General features: G+C 66.3%; 16 protein-coding genes. 14 read left to right on the top strand and 2 right to left on the bottom strand.

The genetic code is table 11. From position 1 onward, the window contains the following. The first annotated feature begins 13 nt into the window (after positions 1 to 13). The 4 genes from queA to AC1DSD_RS12710 all read left to right on the top strand — a co-directional run bounded on the left by queA (position 14) and on the right by AC1DSD_RS12710 (position 4,937). Positions 14 to 1,051: a tRNA preQ1(34) S-adenosylmethionine ribosyltransferase-isomerase QueA gene (queA, locus tag AC1DSD_RS12725; RefSeq protein WP_478030524.1), complete on the top strand. Its 1,038-nt coding sequence runs from the start codon at positions 14 to 16 to the stop codon at positions 1,049 to 1,051. A gap of 139 nt (positions 1,052 to 1,190) precedes the next feature. After that, positions 1,191 to 1,736, top strand: a complete 546-nt coding sequence (locus AC1DSD_RS12720) for an RNA polymerase sigma factor (RefSeq protein WP_478030522.1) — start codon at positions 1,191 to 1,193, stop codon at positions 1,734 to 1,736. 113 nt (positions 1,737 to 1,849) lie between these two features. Next, positions 1,850 to 3,628 (top strand): vWA domain-containing protein, encoded by a 1,779-nt coding sequence (locus AC1DSD_RS12715; protein WP_478030521.1) that lies wholly within the window; start codon positions 1,850 to 1,852, stop codon positions 3,626 to 3,628. Between the two features lie 160 nt (positions 3,629 to 3,788). Further along, a complete protein-coding gene (locus AC1DSD_RS12710) occupies positions 3,789 to 4,937 on the top strand; it encodes a tetratricopeptide repeat protein (protein ID WP_478030520.1) in 1,149 nt (382 codons plus the stop codon). Between the two features lie 16 nt (positions 4,938 to 4,953). Here AC1DSD_RS12710 and AC1DSD_RS12705 read toward each other — a convergent pair whose 3' ends face one another. Next, a complete protein-coding gene (locus AC1DSD_RS12705) occupies positions 4,954 to 6,786 on the bottom strand; it encodes a methyl-accepting chemotaxis protein (protein ID WP_478030518.1) in 1,833 nt (610 codons plus the stop codon). 191 nt (positions 6,787 to 6,977) lie between these two features. Between AC1DSD_RS12705 and AC1DSD_RS12700 the strand changes: the two genes are divergently transcribed. From AC1DSD_RS12700 to AC1DSD_RS12665, 8 genes are all read left to right on the top strand, one after another. Continuing rightward, positions 6,978 to 7,367, top strand: a complete 390-nt coding sequence (locus AC1DSD_RS12700) for a TrbC/VirB2 family protein (protein ID WP_478030516.1) — start codon at positions 6,978 to 6,980, stop codon at positions 7,365 to 7,367. A gap of 125 nt (positions 7,368 to 7,492) precedes the next feature. Continuing rightward, on the top strand, positions 7,493 to 7,999 hold the full coding sequence (locus tag AC1DSD_RS12695) for an EF-hand domain-containing protein (protein ID WP_478030514.1): 507 nt from the start codon (positions 7,493 to 7,495) through the stop codon (positions 7,997 to 7,999). A 2-nt stretch (positions 8,000 to 8,001) separates the two neighbouring features. After that, complete coding sequence (locus tag AC1DSD_RS12690) at positions 8,002 to 8,643, top strand: HAD hydrolase-like protein (RefSeq protein ID WP_478030512.1); 642 nt, start codon at positions 8,002 to 8,004, stop codon at positions 8,641 to 8,643. A 39-nt stretch (positions 8,644 to 8,682) separates the two neighbouring features. Continuing rightward, a complete protein-coding gene (locus AC1DSD_RS12685) occupies positions 8,683 to 9,504 on the top strand; it encodes a nucleotidyltransferase domain-containing protein (protein ID WP_478030511.1) in 822 nt (273 codons plus the stop codon). After that, positions 9,501 to 10,637, top strand: a complete 1,137-nt coding sequence (gene tgt / locus AC1DSD_RS12680; protein ID WP_478030510.1) for a tRNA guanosine(34) transglycosylase Tgt — start codon at positions 9,501 to 9,503, stop codon at positions 10,635 to 10,637. The genes AC1DSD_RS12685 and tgt overlap by 4 nt, the downstream gene beginning before the upstream one ends. 2 nt (positions 10,638 to 10,639) lie before the next feature. Then, positions 10,640 to 10,849 (top strand): hypothetical protein, encoded by a 210-nt coding sequence (locus tag AC1DSD_RS12675; protein ID WP_478030509.1) that lies wholly within the window; start codon positions 10,640 to 10,642, stop codon positions 10,847 to 10,849. Beyond that, positions 10,842 to 11,639 carry a GNAT family N-acetyltransferase gene (locus AC1DSD_RS12670; protein ID WP_478030507.1) on the top strand — a complete coding sequence of 266 codons (798 nt, stop codon included), beginning with the start codon at positions 10,842 to 10,844 and terminating at the stop codon, positions 11,637 to 11,639. The genes AC1DSD_RS12675 and AC1DSD_RS12670 overlap by 8 nt, the downstream gene beginning before the upstream one ends. 59 nt (positions 11,640 to 11,698) lie before the next feature. Beyond that, positions 11,699 to 14,563 (top strand): M16 family metallopeptidase, encoded by a 2,865-nt coding sequence (locus AC1DSD_RS12665; protein ID WP_478030505.1) that lies wholly within the window; start codon positions 11,699 to 11,701, stop codon positions 14,561 to 14,563. 171 nt (positions 14,564 to 14,734) lie between these two features. Here AC1DSD_RS12665 and AC1DSD_RS12660 read toward each other — a convergent pair whose 3' ends face one another. After that, positions 14,735 to 15,433 (bottom strand): Crp/Fnr family transcriptional regulator, encoded by a 699-nt coding sequence (locus AC1DSD_RS12660; protein ID WP_478031357.1) that lies wholly within the window; start codon positions 15,431 to 15,433, stop codon positions 14,735 to 14,737. Positions 15,434 to 15,651: 218 nt separating this feature from the next. Here AC1DSD_RS12660 and murA point away from each other — a divergent pair, with 218 nt between their 5' ends. Together murA and AC1DSD_RS12650 are read left to right on the top strand one after the other, a co-directional pair. Further along, complete coding sequence (gene murA / locus AC1DSD_RS12655; RefSeq protein WP_478030503.1) at positions 15,652 to 16,935, top strand: UDP-N-acetylglucosamine 1-carboxyvinyltransferase; 1,284 nt, start codon at positions 15,652 to 15,654, stop codon at positions 16,933 to 16,935. A 3-nt stretch (positions 16,936 to 16,938) separates the two neighbouring features. Beyond that, entirely contained in the window at positions 16,939 to 18,513 is a 1,575-nt protein-coding gene (locus tag AC1DSD_RS12650) for an MFS transporter (protein ID WP_478030501.1), read from the top strand.

The following is an 18,513-nucleotide window of genomic DNA, read 5'->3' as shown; positions in this document are numbered from 1 at the left end:
ACGCGAGGGCGGCGTGGACGTCGACCTGTTCGACTTCGACTTGCCGCCCGAGCGGATCGCGCTGCGTCCGGCGAGTCCGCGCGACGCGGCGCGAATGCTCGTGCTCGATGGCGCGGGCACCGGCGGGGCGACGCGCGACCGGCTGGTCAGCGACCTGCCGGGCGAACTGCGGCGCGGCGACCTGCTGGTGTTCAACGACACCAGGGTGATCCCGGCGCAGCTTGAAGGCATGCGTGGCGAGGCGCGGATCGGGGCGACGCTGCATAAGCGCGAAGGGCCGCGGCGTTGGCGCGCGTTCATCCGCAACGCCAAGCGCTTGCGTGAGAGCGAGACGATCGATTTCGGGGCGGGCGTTACTGCTACCGCCACCGATCGCGCCGAGGACGGCAGCTTCGCGCTCGACTTCGCCGGCGACGAGCCGGTCGAATTGCTGCTCGAGCGCGCCGGTCGGATGCCGCTCCCGCCGTACATCGCCGCGCGCCGCCCGACCGATGTGCGGGACGCCGACGATTATCAGACGATGTTCGCGAACGAGCCTGGCGCGGTCGCGGCGCCGACCGCCGCGTTGCACTTCACGCCCGGCCTGATGGCGGCGCTGGAGGCGGCAGGCGTCGGGCACGTCACGCTGACGCTTCATGTCGGCGCGGGCACGTTTCTGCCGGTCAAGGTCGAGGACACCGATGAGCACAAGATGCACGCCGAATGGGGCCGCATCGACGCCGCCACCGCCGATCGCATCAACGCGACCCGCGCCGCCGGCGGCCGCGTCATCGCGGTCGGCACCACCAGCCTCCGCCTGATCGAGAGCGCGGCGGATGAAGCGGGCCGGGTCCACCCGTTCGAGGGCGACACCGCGATCTTCATCACCCCGGGAGTTCGAATCCGCGGGATCGACGGGCTGATGACCAACTTCCATTTGCCGAAATCGACCTTGTTCATGCTGGTTTCGGCGTTGATGGGGCTGGAGCGGATGCAGGCAGCGTACGCGCACGCGATCGAGAACGGCTACCGCTTCTATTCGTACGGGGATGCCTCACTGCTGTTGCCGTGACGGTGCTGTTGCCGTGCGGTTGGACCTATCGGAGCGATGGCATCGGCGGCGCGAATGAGGCACAAAGCAAGTCATGTCGGGGGAAATGGCGTCGCCTTGGTCCGGGAAACCATCTCGCCGCTGCGGTAGCCGCTGACCCATGGCCGGTCGCGGCGATGATCCTGACGCTGACTTGGTGGCCGGCGCGGTTGCCGGTGACCGCGCGGCATTCAGCGCGCTGCTCGAACGTCATTATGACCGCATTCACGGCCTGGCCTGGCAATTGACCGGGACGCGCGCCGATGCCGACGATATCGCGCAGGACGTGTGTTGCGCGCTGGTCGAGCGGATCGGATCGTTTCGCGGCGAGGCCAAGTTCACCACCTGGCTGTGCGGCATTGTGTTCAATGCGTGCCGCGACTTTCATCGCCGCCGCAAATCCCTGGGCGGGTTCGCCGCGCGCCTTGCGGTGCTGGCGGGGCTGGCGCGGGGTCCCGACGGCCGCGATCTGCATGACGCGATGTGGGTGAAGAGCGCGATCGCCGGCCTGCCGCCCGCGTATCGCGACACGGTGGTGCTGGTCGCCGGACAGCAGTTGTCGCATGCCGAAGCTGCGGCGATCCTGGGGGTGGCCGAGACCACCGTGTCGTGGCGGATGCACGAAGCGCGGCGGATGCTCGCCGGGAAGGAGGCCGCCGAAGCCTGACGCCTGGCGAGAGGCGCGTGAAAAAATCTCGACCCTTGTCCAAGGAATCCCCGGCGAGCCGCGTCGAAGGGAGATGCGGACGATCCTGCCCGCTGCAACCAAGGGAGAATGATATGCCCCATCTGTATCGGGCAGTCGCCACCGGGCTGGCTCTGACATTGCTCGCGTCCTGCGCCGGATCCGACACCCGCCTCACGTCCGCGTCGGACGCAAAAGGGGAGGCCAAAGCGGATGAAGGCGCCGCTGAGATCGTCGTCACCGGACAGAGCATCGCCAATGCGCCGGCGGACAGAGCGTCGCGAATATCGACCTTCGCCCCGCCAGCTCCGCCCACACCGCCGCCATCGCTAACGTCCCCGCAGCAGCCCTCGGTGCCGTCGCCCGCGATGACCACCAGCCGCCTTGCCAAGCGCGCAGCGCCGGAGCCGCGGCCTTATCCCCCTTATTATCAGGATGTCGGCCGCGACAAGTTCACCAGCACCGACCAGAATGCGTTCAAGATCGTCAAGGAAGAGCCAGTCTCGACCTTCTCGCTCGATGTCGACACCGCCTCCTATTCGTTCGTCCGCGCCTCGCTCAACCAGAACACGCTGCCGCAGCCAGCGGCGGTGCGGACCGAGGAGATGGTCAATTACTTCCCTTATGACTATGCGCCCGCAGCCGGCGCGTCGCAGCCGTTCAGCACCAATGTCGCGGTGTTCCCGAGTCCCTGGACGCCCGGGCGCAAGCTCGTCCGGATCGGCGTGAAGGGATATGAGATCGGGCGCAGCACGCGGCCGCGCGCGAACCTGGTGTTCCTGATCGACACGTCGGGATCGATGTACGCGCCCAACAAGCTGCCACTGGTCAAGCAATCGCTCGAAATGCTGCTCGATCAGCTCGACGGCAACGACAGCGTTGCGATCGTCACTTATGCCGGCAGCGCCGGTACCGCGCTCGAGCCGACGCCGGCCAGCGAGAAGGCCAGGATCAAGGCCGTGATCGAGGGGCTGGGCGCGGGCGGCAGCACCGCCGGTGCCGAGGGTATCCGCCAGGCCTATCGGCTGGCCGAGCAGCATTTCGATGCCAAGGGCGTCAACCGCGTGATCCTGACCACCGACGGCGACTTCAACGTCGGCATCACCAATCAGGACGAGCTCAAGGGCTATATCGAGCGCGAGCGCGGCAAGGGCGTGTTCCTGTCGGTGCTCGGCTTCGGCATGGGCAATTACAACGACGCGATGATGCAGACGCTGGCGCAGAACGGCAACGGCACCGCCGCCTATATCGACACGGTCAACGAGGCGCGGAAGACGTTGGTCGACGAGGCGACCTCTACCCTGTTCCCGATCGCCAAGGACGTGAAGATCCAGGTCGAGTTCAATCCCCGCACCGTCGCCGAATATCGCCTGATCGGTTACGAGACGCGGATGCTCAAGCGCGAGGATTTCGACAATGACAAGGTCGATGCCGGCGATGTTGGGTCGGGCCAGACCGTGACGGCGTTGTACGAGGTCGTGCCGGTCGGCGGGCCGCGGGCGAATGGCGATTTGCGCTATGCCGCGCCGGCCCCGGTTGCCGCGGCGGGATTAAGCGGCGAACTCGGCTTCGTGAAGATCCGCTACAAGCTGCCCAAGTCGGACGCGAGCCTGTTATTGTCGACGCCGATCGATCGGCGCGTCCAGTTCGCGCGGTTCGAAGACGCGCCGCAGGATGCGCGCTTCGCCACCGCCGTCGCCGGTTTCGCCGAATTGCTCCGCGGCGGGCGCTATAACGGCGCGCTCAGCTATGACGACGTCCTGCGCATGGCGAGCGGCGCCAAGGGCAAGGACGAATTCGGCTATCGGACCGAGTTCATCCAGCTCGTCCGCACCGCCCGAATTGCCAACGGCATTGCGGCGACCGGGCAATGATGTGGAACGGGACGCTGCGGTTGCGGCGTCCCGCATCGCCGTTCGCGATCATGGCTTAGACCGGGCAAAGATTGCCGTTATAGATCGATCGATGTCCGTTTCCCGCCTTCCTTGCCTCAGCGGCACCGGCCATTGCCGGTTCGTCATTTGGGGGCGTTGAATGGCCGACGACAGCGATCTCGCCCGCCTGCTCCCCGACTCGCCACCGCCGCGGCCCGCCGCGCGCGATGCGGCGATCGCGGCTGCGATGCGTCGCTTCGACGGCGTCTCCGATCCGACGCCCGCCGCTGCTCCCGCTCGGCGTCCAACGCGATGGGTGTCCGGCAAGCAGATCGGTGCGTTCGCCTCGATCATCCTCGTCGCCGGGATCAGCCTGTCGATCGCGCTCAACCGGCCCGGTGGTCTGCAGCCCGGCAAGGTCGAGCAGCCCCCGGCCGACATCGCGCCGCGCTCGGCGCCGGCGCCTGATCGCCCCGGCGTTTCAAAACCGCCGGCGACCAGTGCAGCCAAAGAGTCGACGCCTGCCGTCAAGCCGGAGCCGCCAATCCAAAAGCCGACCGCTCCGGCTGCCCCGGTCACCTTGGCCGGCGGTGCTGATCGTCGCGCCTCCGAGGACCTGGCACGGTCCGCCTCGCCGCCACCTCCGCCGTCGCCTGCGCCCCCCGCAGCCATGGCACCACCGCCGATGCAGTTCGCGCCACGGAGCGCGGCACCGGCTCCGCCAGCTGACGAGAGTCCGGTCGCTGCTGCCGGGCGCGTGGCGCAACCGAAAGCGATCGAGTCCGCGAGTCCGGTCAGTATGGCAAGCAAGAAGGCTGATGAAGATGAAGGGCCTCGCGACGTCGTGGTAACGGGTGCGCGAAGGCGTCCGAATGCCTATGCCGCGCGTGGCGATTGGAATGCCTGCACGGTGATCGATCCCGAGGAAAGCCTGCGCGGCTGCAAGAGCGTGCTTGGCATTGGTGCGAAGGGACCGGCGGGCGAGGCGGCGGCGCGGCTTGCCAATGGTCTGGCGCTTGCCTGGCGTGGAGACTTGGACGGCGCGATCGCCGCGTTCGATCAGGCCATCGCCCTCAAGCCCAGATTCGCCTTCGCATATCTCAACCGGGGACTGGCCTATCAGCGCCAGGGAGAGCCGGCGCGCGCCGCCGCCGATCTCGATCTCGCGATCAAATATGCGCCCTATGCGGCGCGCGGCTATTACAATCGCAGCGTCCTGCGGCGCGAACAGGGCAACCGGCGCGGCGCTGACGCCGATGCGAATCGGGCGGTCCAGCTTGACCTGGATTATCCGGACCCTGCGCAATGACTCCGACCGACGATCCCTAGGCGGCGGCCTCCAGCCGTTCGACCAGGGCGGCGAAGCGGGCGTCAAGCTTTTCGGCATGCCTCCGGACCGCGAGTCCGATCACCCGGGTCGAGCCGGCAGTGTCGGCCACCTGATCCAGCGCGGCGGAGATTGCCGTGATCGCTTCTTCGGAAGTGCGGACATTGTCGGCAATGCCGATCGAGTTGCGCTGGATCGCGCCCACCGCCTGATGCTGCTGGTGGGCAGTCGTCGCCGCCTTTCCGACGGCGTCGAGCAAGGCGCCCATGATGCCGTCCACCTGATCGACCAGCGCGACTGTCTCGCGCACCGCCGAGGAGACGCCATCGACGCGCCCCTTGATCGCCGACGTCGTGTCGCCGACCTGCTTGGCGAGTCCCTTTACTTCGCCCGCTACCACGGCGAAGCCCCGCCCTGCCTCGCCGGCGCGCGCCGCCTCGATAGTGGCGTTGAGCGCCAACAGGTTGGTCTGGCCGGCGATCTGGGCGATCAGCTCGGCCGCCTCGCGGATCAGATCGACGTTGCGGACGAGGTTGCCATTGGTGCTCCGCGCTCGGGCGGATTGCTGGCTTGCATCGTTGACGGCGACGCGTGCCCGCTCGGAAGCCGTGCCGATCTCGCCGATCGAGGAGGAAAGCTCGGTCAGCGTATCGGAGATGGATTGCGTCGCGCGGCTCGCCTCGTGCGAGCGATCGCGGATTGCACCGGTTTGCGCCTGCTGGTCGGCGATGACGGAAAGCATTGTGTCGGCGCTGCGTTCCAGCGCGCCGGCGGAATCGATCAGATCGGTGACGAGGCTGGCCAGCGAGCGGCGCAATTCTTCCGCGACGTCGCGCTGGCTTTCGCGCAGCTGGACCTCGTGGCGCGCTTGTTCCTCGACCGCGTGGGCGGCGAGCCGATCGGCGCGGACTCTCGCTTCCTCGGCCTGGCGGAGCGCGTTGGCCGTTTCGGCGGCGCTGCGTTCGGCGCGGCTTGCCTCGGCTTGCGCGGCGCGCATGCTGTCCTCCAGGCGTCGGCGCGACCGGAGGATCAGCCGCAACAACCAGGCGGAGGTCAGCGCGAACGCGCCGCCGACCGCGAGCAGTATAGGCAGGATGCCGCGTAGCGCGTCCTGCCCGGCGGTGGCCAGCGGCCAGGTTATCGTCCCGATCGGCACATTAGCGGCATCGCGCACCATTAGCCTATTGGGCGCATCGCCCGCCATGGACGACCAGCCGATGCTGGTCAGGCCATAGGCGTCGCCCCATGCTGACAGCACTCGGCTATCCAACTCGCGCACCAATACCAAATAGCGCAGTCGCCCCACTTGCCTAGGCCGCAAAAGAGGCAGGATCGGCATGCCCGAAATCACCGCCGGCCGACCCTGAAAACGAACCGGGAAGGCAGTGCCGGTGGTCATCCTTTCGGCTATGCGCTGGCTGTGCGGAAGGCGCGACATCAGGGCGGCAAGGGTGCTGCCGATCGCGCCGGCAAGCGGCACCGGCTTCCCCTTGCCGTTGGGCGGGCAAGCCCAGAGCGTGTTACCCTGATCGTCGATGATGTAACTGTGCATCGGATAGGAAAGGTTGGTGCGGGCCCATTCCGCATCAACGCGGCCATAGAGGTGATCGACGGCGTCGTCCCAATGAGCAGTAGTCGATGTCGAGTCGGCCAGGCTCCGCGTCTCGCGCTTGACGGCGCCGGACACCAACGTGTGCTTGGTGGCGGTATCGTTGCTGTCGACGCGATGCACCAGCGAGACGACGACCAGCGCGGCGCCAGTCGCCGCCAGACCGATCAGGGTCAGCAGCGGGCCGAGCAACCCATCGAATTTCCTGCCGGCTACGTCCAACTCACGCCCCCTACGACTGGGGCAGTCTAATATGAGTTGGTTATCGCGCTCTTAAGCATGGCCCCGAAATCCTGCCAAGGTTGGGGCGGGCGAGCCTGTTTCCAGGCGGCGCGATCGCGATCGAGCCTTCGCGACTGAATGCGGCACAATGCGCGCTGTTCCTTTCCGCGCCTTCGGCATAAAATCGGGATGTGATCCTATCCTACGCCCCGATTTCGCTCGCCGATTCCCCCGCCGGCTCCAGCGTGCTCGTCGCGGCGATATCCTGGCTGCAGGATGTGCTGCTCGGCACGGTGGCGACGTCGATCGCGGTGATCGCGATCGCGGCGATCGGGTTCGGGATGCTGACCGGGCGAGTCAATATCCGCCATGGCGCGACCGTCATCCTCGGCTGCTTCATCCTGTTCGGCGCATCGACCATCGTCAACGGACTGCGTTATGCGGCCAGCGGCGTCGGGGGGTATGACCCGCCGCCGGTAGTCGTCGCCGCACCTCCGCCCCCGCTACCGCCGCGCGTCCAGCCGACCAGGGCGCCGGCGCCCTATGATCCCTATGCCGGGGCATCGGTTCCGATGCAGTAACGCAGCACATCGCCAGTCAGTGGCTGTTGCCGAGCCCGGCCCGCTGGGGCACAGCCTGTCTCATGCCGCCGAATCGCTTTACGCCAGCCATCCACCGCGGCTTTGCCCTGGCTCCTCGGACTTTCGTGCTTGCCTCCGCCCTGGTGGCGATCGGCTTGTCGAGCCCAGCCGCCGCGCAGAACGATAATCGCGTGCCCGTACCGCTCGGCAGCAAGAAAGGCGCGCCGGTATCGATCGCCGCGCCGCCGATCCTGGTGGTCGAGCCGGTGGCGATGATGATCGCGGCGTTCGACGCGGACGGCGATGGCCGCGTGACGCGCGACGAGATGCGCAAGGGTGTGGCGAAGAGTTTCGCCGCGATCGACACGGCCAATACCGGCAAGCTCGGCTATATCGCCTTTTCCGACTGGGCGCAGAAGTGGCTCGGCGATCCCAACGCGCTGCCCGGCGCGTACGAGACCGACAGCGACAGCGACAACCAGATCACGCTGGCCGAACTCCAGGCGAAGTTCGACCAGATCTTCACCCGGCTCGACAAGGACAAGGATGGCGTCCTGACTCGCGCCGAACTGCTGACGATCCGCGCCTTCCCGATGGGCGATGGCGGGAAACGCGGGAAACGAGGCGGATAATCGTGGTAGCCGCTCGGCATGCATATCAGCTGGTCATTTTCGATTTCGACGGGACGCTGTCCGACAGCGGCCACTGGTTCCTGTCGATCGTCGACGATCTCGCCGAACGCTTCCGGTTCCGCAGCGTCCATCCCGACGAGGTAGAGGGATTGCGCAAGCGCACGACACGCGAAGTGATCGACCATCTTGGCATCTCGCGCTGGAAATTGCCGCTGATCGCGCGCCACGTCCGCGCGCGGTTCGGTCGGCACACGGATGAAATCCAGCTGTTCGACGGTATCCGCGACATGCTGAAGGCGATCAGCGAGACGAACGTCCGGATGTTCGTCTGTTCGTCCAATTCGGAAGCCAATGTCCGCGCAGTCCTGGGACAGGAGGATTGCGCCAGGATCGAGCGTTTCTTCTGCGGCTCGGGCCTGTTCGGCAAAGTGCGCAAATTCCGCCAGGCGATCAAGGCAAGTGGGCTCCCGCCCAGCGCGATCTTGTCGATCGGCGACGAAACCCGCGACATCGATGCCGCGCGCGCAGTCCGGATCGGCGCCGGCGCGGTGTTATGGGGCTATGCCAATCCCGAAATGCTGTTGGCGATGAAGCCCGACAAGACGTTCGCGACACCGCAAGAGGTGGTCGACTATCTGACCTGAGGTCGACAAACCGCAGACCCCGCCGCTAGAGCGACGGCGATGTCTCCCCAGCGCTCCGTTCCCGATAGTTTCGACCCCGAGATCGTCGCGGGCATCGATGCGCGCCTCTCGGCGGCGGAGCGCGACGAACTTGTCCATATCCCGATAGCGATCGAGAGCGGCAGTCGTGCCTGGGGTTTCCCGTCGCCCGACAGCGACTATGACTGTCGGTTTGTGTTTGTGCGGAGCCAGGACGATTACCGTTCGCTCTGGCAACCACGCGATGTGATCGAGACGCCCCTTGATGCGATCTATGATGTCGGCGGTTGGGATCTTGGCAAGCTTATCAAGCTGATGGTCAAGGGCAATGCTGTTGCGATCGAATGGCTGACCTCGCCGATCCGCTATCGATTCGACCAGCGTATCGCCAACCGCCTGCTGGATTTGGCGCGTGATGTGACCGATCGGGCCGCGGTCCGACGGCATTATTACAATCTGGCCAAAGCGTCTTGGATTCCGCTCGATCGCGAAACGCACGATGTTCCGTTCAAGAAGCTCCTTTATGCGTTGCGTCCGGTCGTTGCGATGACTTGGCTCGACCGCCATCCCGGCGAGGTCGTGGCACCGATGGCGTTCACGCAGTCGCTCGCTGCGATCGATCTGCCCCTGGCGCTCCGTGCCGAGATCGATTCGCTGATCGAACGCAAGTCGGTCACAGCCGAGCTAGGAGGTGGGCCGGTGCCACCCGCCATCGCTGCGCTGATCGATGCAGCGCTTGCCACCGATCCGCCGGTTGCCGTCGATCCGGTCTCGCCAGAAGAACGGCGGCGCGTTGCCGATCGCGTTTTCCTCGACCTTCTCGACGAACTGGCTCCCGCATGACTCCACGTTTCGACTTCACTATCCATGCCACCGACGGTAAGGCGCGCACCGGCGAGATCGCCATGCGCCGCGGCACGATCCGCACGCCCGCCTTCATGCCGGTCGGTACCGCGGCCACGGTCAAGGCGATGAAGCCGGGCGATGTCCGCGCGGCCGGCGCCGACATCATCCTGGGCAATACCTATCATCTGATGCTGCGCCCGACCGCAGAGCGCGTCGCGCGGCTGGGCGGCTTGCACCATTTCATGGGGTGGGACCGGCCGATCCTGACCGACAGCGGCGGTTATCAGGTGATGAGCCTGTCGGAGCTGACCAAGCGCGACGAGAATGGGGTCGAGTTCAAGAGCCATCTCGACGGCACGCGGCATCTGATGAGCCCCGAACGGTCGATGGAAATCCAGCGACTGCTCGGATCGGACATCGTCATGGCGTTCGACGAGCTGGTGCCGACGACCTCGACTGCCGAGGTGCAGGCAGCGGCGATGGCGCGGTCGATGCGTTGGGCGCGGCGCTCGCGTGACGCGTTCCTTGGCGGCGGCGAGCATGCCGACCATGCCGCGCAATTCGGCATCCAGCAGGGTGCGCTGAACGAGCAATTGCGTGGTGAGAGCGCGGCGGCGCTGACCGAGATCGGGTTTGACGGCTATGCGATCGGTGGGCTTGCGGTGGGAGAAGGGCAGGCGGCGATGTTCGGCTGTCTCGATTTCGCGCCGAGCCAGCTTCCCGCCGATAAGCCGCGTTACCTGATGGGGGTGGGCAAACCGGACGACATCGTCGGTGCGGTCGAGCGCGGGGTCGACATGTTCGACTGCGTGCTGCCGACGCGCTCGGGCCGCACCGGCCAGGCGTTCACACGGGCCGGCCCGATCAACATCCGCAATGCCAAGTTCGGCGAGGATCAGGGGCCGCTCGATCCCGAATGTGGCTGCCCGGTCTGCGCCACCTGGGAACGCGCCTATCTCCACCATCTGGTGCGCGCCGGCGAGATACTGGGCGCGATGTTGATGACCGAGCACAACATTTGGTTCTACCAAGCGTTGATGGCGGACTTGCGCGCAGCGATTGCCGCTGGAACGCTCAACGCATTTGCGAGCGGATTCCGGGCACGCTACGGTCAGGGACGAGGAGAGTAAGCGTGACCGACAAGCCCGAAGACAAGCCTGAAGAAGAAAACGAGATCATGGCCGCCGCGCGGATCGCCAAGGAGCGCCAGAAGGGTGCCGAGGGCACGCCCGAACCGGCGAAGCTGAGCAAATGGGGCATCGCGGCGCTGGGCGCGGGGGTCGGATCGGCGGCGATCGCCGCGGCGGTGCTCTACGCCAATCGCAACAAGAAGCGTGGGTGAAGACCGACGCCTGATCGCCGATGCCTATCGTTGGCAGCGGCGGCTCGGGCATCGGGTCATCGAGACGCGCTATTGCGGGATTGTCGCCGATCCGGCGCGGCCCGATCTGTGGGATGCCAACCACGCTGACAACGTGACGGCCGATGACGAGGCGGCGATCGACGCCGTGCTGGCCGCGATGAGCGAGCATCTCGGGCATTCGGACTGGCGCGTCGTTCACAGCGATTGCTTCACGCCCGAGCGCTTCCTTGCGCGGCTCGCCTATCTGGGCTTCGAGGAGCGGCCGGTGGTCGTTCAGATGGCGTGCGACCGGCTGAAGCCGACCGGCGGCGCGGACGTCAATATTGTCGAGGTGGGCGGGCAACGCGATTGGGATGCGCTCGCCCAGCTGGTCCTGGCAGATGTCGAAGAAGGCAAACGGACCGGGCATCTCGACCTCGACGCCCGTTTCGTTGGGGACATGGTGAGTAATTACCGGCTCAAGACCCCCGACTACCGCTTCCACCTCGTGCGGCGCGGCGATCACGCGGTGGCGTACGGTGCCATGGCGATAGCGCCCAACGGCATAGGGATGATCGAGGATCTGTTCACGCGGCAATCCGCGCGGCGGCAGGGGATCGCCTCGACGCTAATCGCTCATTTCGACCGCACGATGCGCGCGGCCGGCGCCCGTGGCGTCTTTTTGGGTGCGGTGGCCGGGGAAGAAGCGAAGCGCCTCTATTACAGTCTCGGCTTCCGACCCGTCATGCTGACGCGATGCTGGGTGAAGCAGGTGTCGCGGGGCGATTGACTCGCGCCGGTTTAGCGCGACACATCGGCGTCATCCTCACCTCCTTTGCGGAGAATTGAATGCGTCTGACTCGTGCCGCCCTGTTGATGGGCGCCGCCCTGATTCCCGTCGCCGCCACCGCCACCACGCCCGCCCGGAAGGCCGCTCCGAAAACGGCGGCGGCCACCAGTGCGACGGCGGTCAAGCCGATCGCCTATACCGTCCGCACGCTCGCCAATGGCCTGCGCGTCTACGCGATCCGCGACACCAAGACCGCCAATGTCTCGGTCCAGGTCTGGTACGATGTCGGGTCGAAGGACGATCCCAAGGGGAAGTCGGGCTTCGCGCACATGTTCGAACATCTGATGTTCAAGGCGACGAAGAATCTGAAATCGGAGAATTTCGATCGCCTGACCGAAGATGTCGGCGGCTATAACAACGCCTCGACCAACGACGATTACACCAATTATTTCGAGGTCGTCCCGGCCAACCATCTCGAGCGCCTGTTGTTCGCCGAAGCCGATCGCATGGCGAGCCTGGTGGTCGAACCGGTCAGCTACGCCTCCGAGCGCGACGTGGTGAAGGAAGAGCTTCGCCTCCGCACCTTGGCGACCCCGTACGGCAAGCTCTATTCGATCTACTATCCCGAGATCAGCTACCGCGTGCATCCCTATGCGCGACCCGGGATCGGCAGCCTGGAGAATCTCGAAGCCGCGACGATCGACGACGTTCGCGCGTTTCACGCAACCTATTACCGGCCTGACAATGCAGTGCTGGTGGTGGCGGGCAATTTCGATCCCGCCGAGCTCGATCGATGGGTCGACAAATATTTCGCGGGGATCAAGAAGCCCGACCGCCCGATCCCGCGCGTGACCGTCGCCGAGCCACCGCGGACCGCGCCGACCCGCTATACGGTCTATGAGCCCAACACGCCGCTGCCTGCGGTACTGATCAGCTATCAGGTGCCGTCGGACAACAATCCCGACATTCCCGCGCTGACCCTGCTCGACGCGATCCTGTCGCGCGGCGATAGCTCGCGGCTATATCAGGATCTGGTCTATCGCGATCAACTCGCGCAGTCGGCCAATACTTTCCTCGATACCAAACAGGGCACCGGGTCGTTCGTCGTCACGGCGACGATGGCCGACGGCAAGAGCGTCGCCGATGGCGAGAAGGCGTTGCGCGCCGAGGTCGCCCGCGCGCGCGACACCTTGGTGACCCCGGCCGAACTGACCCGCGCCAAGAACCAGCTGATCACCGCGACGATCGAGAGCCGTGAGACCGCCGACGGCAAGGCGTCGACAATCGCGCGATCGGTGATCATCGACGGCGATCCCGCCGCCGCCGACAAGCAGCTTGCCGCGATCGGCAAGGTGACTGCCGCCGACATCCAGCGTGTCGCGCGCAAATATCTGACCGACACTGGCTCGGCGATGATCGACTATATGCCCGCCGAAATGGCGCCGAAGGACGGGCCGAAAGGCGACAAGATCGCGGTCGCCGATACGGTCGAGGTCGCCGAGCTGCAGACGCCGGGCAATGTCGAGGTCGTCAAGCCGGCGAGCGATGCCGACCGCGTCGCCGCGCCCGCGCCGGCCAAGCCGGTGGTCGCGGCACTGCCGGCGCCGGTGACAGCGACTTTGGCCAACGGCATGAAGCTGATCGTGGTCGAAAAGCACGATCTGCCGCTGATCACCACGCAGGTCCTCGCCAATGGCGGCGGCGCTGCGGACCCGGCTGACCGCGCCGGGCTCAACAGCCTGACCGCCGATTTGATGACCAAGGGTACCAAGACGCGTTCGGCGACGCAGATCGCCAATGAGGTCGAGAAGCTCGGCGGCTCGATCAGCTCGGCCGTCGCCTGGGATGCGGCTGAGGTGACGCTGCAGGTCAAGTCCGACCAGATCGCCCCGGCGATGGCCGTGCTCGCCGATGTCGCGCGCAATCCGGTGTTCACGGTCGAGGAACTCGAGCGCGATCGCGCGCAGACGATCGACAGCGTCCAGGTCCAGCTCAAGAATCCGGGCCGGCTCGCCTCTTTGGTCGCGGCGCGCACGGTGATGGGCGGCGGGCCTTATGGTCATCCGATCGCGGGTACGCCGACCTCGCTCAAGGCGATCACGCGAAGCGAAGTGCAAACCGCCTATGCGCGCACCTGGGCGCCGTCGCGCGCAACTTTGGTGATGGTCGGCGACATCACGCCGGTGGCGGCCAAGGCGCTCGCCGAGGCGAATTTCGGCAGTTGGCAGGCCAAGGCCGCGCCGGTCGCCGCGCCCAAGACCGATTCCGCCACCGCAACGCCGCGGATCATCGTCGTCGATATGCCCAATGCCGGCCAGGCTGGGGTCGTCGTTGCCCGCCGAGGCATTGCCCGCAGCGATCCCGATTTCTACGCGGCCAGCGTCGCCAACGCGACCCTGGGGGTCGGCTTCTCATCGCGGCTCAACCAGGAAATCCGCATCAAGCGCGGCCTTGCTTATGGTGCCGGCAGCGGCATCGCGGCGCGACGCCAGCCGGGCTATGTCGCGGCTAACACCCAGACCAAGAACCCGTCGGCGCCCGAAGTCGTGGGGCTGATCATCGATACGATGAAGGGAATGGGATCGGCGCCGGTGCCGAACGACGAACTCGCCTCGCGCAAAGCGGTGCTGATCGGCGATTTCGGCCGCGATACGGAGACCACCGGCGGCATTGCCGGCGTGCTGGGCGATTATGTCGTCGAGAACGTGCCGCTGTCCGAACTCAAGGCATTCACGCCCAAGATCGAAGGCGTCGATGCGGCGGAGGTGCAGCGTGTCGCGCAACGGCTGCTCGATCCGACCGACGCCAGCGTCATCGTCGTTGGTGACGCGAAATTGTTCCTCGACGATCTCCGCAAGAAATATCCGAATGTCGAGGTGATCCCGGCGGACAAGGTCAATCTGGACAGCACGACGTTGCGATAGCGCCCTCCGTCATGCCGGCCTTGTGCCGGCATCCACCGAGCCGCAAGCGCCAGGGGCGTGAGGAGGAGTGGACCCCGGCACAAGGCCGGGGTGACGGCTAGGGCTAGGGGCGGGGCACCCAATTAACGTCGGGGGAACGGTTGCCCATCCCCCCGACGCCCCCTCCGAGCTCTAACGCGGTGCCGGCAGCCAGCTCAGGTCGAGACCCTCATAGCGGTCGATATAATTGGCCGCGCGCAGCAGCCCGCGTTCGTTGGTGAAGGTGACACGCCCGTTCACGCGCGCGATCAGCCCTTCTTCCTCGATCTGACGCAGCATGCGGTTGACATGGACCGCGGTCAGGCCGGTCGCGTCGCCGATCTCTTCCTGGGTCAGGCCGATCGTGAAAGTGTCGGTGATCGACTTGTCACCCGCGCGCAGGCGGTTGCGCATATCGATCAGCATCGCGGCGACACGGGTCTTGGCCGAGGTGCGGCCGAGCGCCGCAAGCCGGTCGGTCAGCGCCGCGCGCTCGATCTGGCTATAGACCAGCAGCAGCGCCGCGAGTCGCGGATGCGCCGCGATGACGTCGCTCAACATCGATCGCTCGAACGGCGCGACGACCGCGTCGCTCAGCGCGGTGAGCGTCTCGGGCGTCTCGCGATAGACCAGGCTCGACAGCGCGATCACATCGCCGGGGAACAAGAACCGCAGGATTTGGCGGCTGCCGTCGTCGAGCAGCATCGACGACATCAGCATACCCTTGCGAACGATGAACATCTCGCCGGCGCGATCATTTTCTCGCTGGATTGTGGCACCCCGCCGGACCGGTCGCTCGCGCTCCTCCAGCCGCTCGAGCGCCGCATGTTCTGCCGGAGTAAGAGTAACCAGATCGCCCAATCTTTCGGCGAAACGAACAGCGCCCCGCGCTGTTCACCCAATGCCGGGGGCATGGCAGATCCAATGCGCCCCCACCCGACCACCCATAGAATACGCTGTTGGGCGGTCGGGTGGGGGAGCGGGCCGGTGCGGCAACCGTTTCAGCTCCGCTGAAACACAAGAGACGCGTTACGCTTGCTTGTGGTGCGGCGGGCGATAGAAGCCTTTGGATGGACCGTATCCTCATTCGCGGCGGTAATCGCCTGACGGGCAAACTGCCGATTTCGGGCGCCAAGAATTCGGCGTTGACGCTGATGCCGTGTGCATTGCTGACCGAGGAGCCGGTGACGCTGCGCAATTTGCCGCGGCTCGCCGATGTCGACAGCTTCGGGCATCTGCTCAACCAACTCGGCGTGTCGACCGAGATCGAAGGCGCGCGGCCGAGCGATTTCGGCCGCGTCATGACGATGCGCGCCGGGCGGCTGACCTCGACCGAGGCGCCGTACGACATCGTGCGCAAGATGCGCGCGTCGATCCTGGTGCTGGGCCCGCTGGTCGCCCGCGCGGGCGAGGCGACGGTGTCGCTGCCTGGTGGTTGCTCGATCGGCAACCGCCCGATCGACCTCCACCTCAAGGCGCTCGAGGCGATGGGCGCGCGGATCGAACTCGCCGCCGGCTATGTCAAGGCGATCGCGCCAGGCGGGCGCCTGCCGGGCGGTCGCGTCGCCTTCCCGATCGTGTCGGTCGGCGCGACCGAGAATGCGGTGATGGCGGCGGTGCTCGCCAAGGGCGGTACGGTGATCGAGAATGCGGCACGCGAGCCCGAGATCGTCGATTTGTGCAATCTGCTGCTCGCGATGGGCGCGTCGATTTCCGGCGTCGGGACCGAGCGGCTGGAGATCGAAGGCGTCGACCGTTTGCACGGCGCCACCTATCGCGTGATGCCCGACCGCATCGAGGCCGGCAGCTATGCTTGCGCCGCTGCGATCACCGGCGGCGACGTCGAATTGATCGGGGTCAAGGCCGACGATATGCGCGCGACCATCGCGGCCTTGATCGACGCCGGCGTCAAGGTCGAGGAAAAGGGCAGCTCGCTGTTCGTATCGTCGGACGGCAAGCTCAAGCCGCTGACGCTGTCGACCGCCCCGTTTCCCGGCTTCGCCACCGACATGCAGGCGCAATTCATGGCGATGCTGTGCAAGGCCGACGGCGCCAGCGTGCTGACCGAGACGATCTTCGAGAACCGCTACATGCACGTGCCCGAGCTGGCGCGAATGGGGGCGGACATCCAGGTGCGCGGCCGTACCGCCGTCGTGCGCGGGGTCGACCATTTGGTCGGCGCGCCGGTGATGGCGACCGATCTGCGGGCGTCGATGAGCCTGATCATCGCCGGGCTGGTCGCCGACGGCCAGACCGAGGTCAGCCGCGTCTATCACCTCGATCGCGGCTATGAGCGACTCGAGGAGAAATTGTCGGCGGTCGGCGCCGATATCGAACGCGTCGGCGACGGCTGATCCATGACGGTTAGGGGGTTCAGCACGACGCTCAGCGACCGCCAGGCGCTCTGGGCGTTTGTGCTGGGATGCGTCGCGGTGACCGCCGGCGTGGCCATGCATATCCCGATGTTCCTGATGGGCCGGACGATGCACTACCGGCTCGCCGGCATGGCGATGGGCTGGGACATGGTGTTCGGCATGGGGCTGATCATCGCCGGTGTTGGCGTCGCCGCTTACGGCCTGTTGCCGCGCGACATCGGCAGGCAGCGGGCCGAGAGCGGTGCGATCGAGATTTCCGCGCCCGAGGACGCGCCGTTGAGCTGGGCGCATTGGCGGTTGATGCTGGTGCTGGTCATCGCGCTGATCATCGACGTGATGAAGCCTGCCTCGCTGGGCTTCACCGTGCCCGGCATGGTCAGCGAATATGGCGTGCCCAAAGCGACGGTCAGCCTGGTGCCATTCTTCGCCTTGATCGGCACCGTGACCGGATCGGTGCTATGGGGCGTGATCGCCGACATCTACGGCCGCAAGGCGTCGATCTTGTTGTCGGCGGTGATGTTCGTCGGCACGTCGATCTGCGGTGCGATGCCCAGCCTCGCCTGGAATATCGGCATGTGCTTCATGATGGGCGCGGCCGCCGGCGGGATGCTGCCGGTGACCTATGCGCTGCTCGCCGAGATGATGCCCAACAAGCATCGCGGCTGGAGCCTGGTGCTGGTCGGCGGGCTCGGCGCGGTCGGCGGCTATTTCGCCGCGAGCGGGCTGTCCGCGTTGCTCCAGCCCCAATTCGGCTGGCGGATATTGTGGCTGCTCAATTTGCCGAGCGGGTTGATCCTCGTCCTGCTTGGCGGCTTGATTCCCGAATCGGCCAAGTTCCTGTTGGCGCGCGGCCGTGATGCCGAGGCGCGGACAGTGATGGCGCGGTTCGGCTCGACCGCGAAGCGGCTGGCAGCGCTGCCGCCGCTGCCCGCGGGGACAGTGAGCCATGCGCTGACCGGGGCCAAGCTGGTCGGCAAGTTGGCCGCTTTGTCGATCGCGGCGATCGCCTGGGGGCTGGTCAATTTCGGGTTGCTGCTGTGGTTGCCCGCCGATCTCGTCGCCAAGGGATATTCGGTCGCGGTGTCGAGCAAGCTGCTTGCCGAATCGGCGCTGATCGCCTTTCCGACGGTGTTCGTCGCGGCGCTGATGTACAGCCGCTGGAGCACCAAATGGTCGCTGGTCACGATGATCGGCGTCACTTTGTTGGGGTTGGTCGGCGTGCTGCGGCTGGAGTTCGCCGGGATCGGCAGCCCGGTCCTGCCGGTGGCATTGCTCATCGTCGGATCGAACGGGATCATCGCGATTCTGCTGCCTTATACCGCGGAAAGCTTCCCACTGCGCGTCCGCGGTCGCGCCACCGGCTGGGTCGCGGCGTGCACCAAAGGCGGCGGCGTCGCGGCTCAGGCGCTCAGCATCACCGCTTTGGTCCCGGCGATGGGCGTGACCGCGGGGCTGATCATCGTGCCGACGGCGCTCGCGCTCGGTCTGTGTGCCTGGTTCGGCCGCGAAACCAAGGGCAGGGACCTCCGTTTGCTCGACGACGCACTGGCCGGCTGA

The organism is Sphingomonas sp. P4_D12, assembly GCF_056401895.1.
This window is presented reverse-complemented; position numbering and strand designations above follow the sequence as displayed.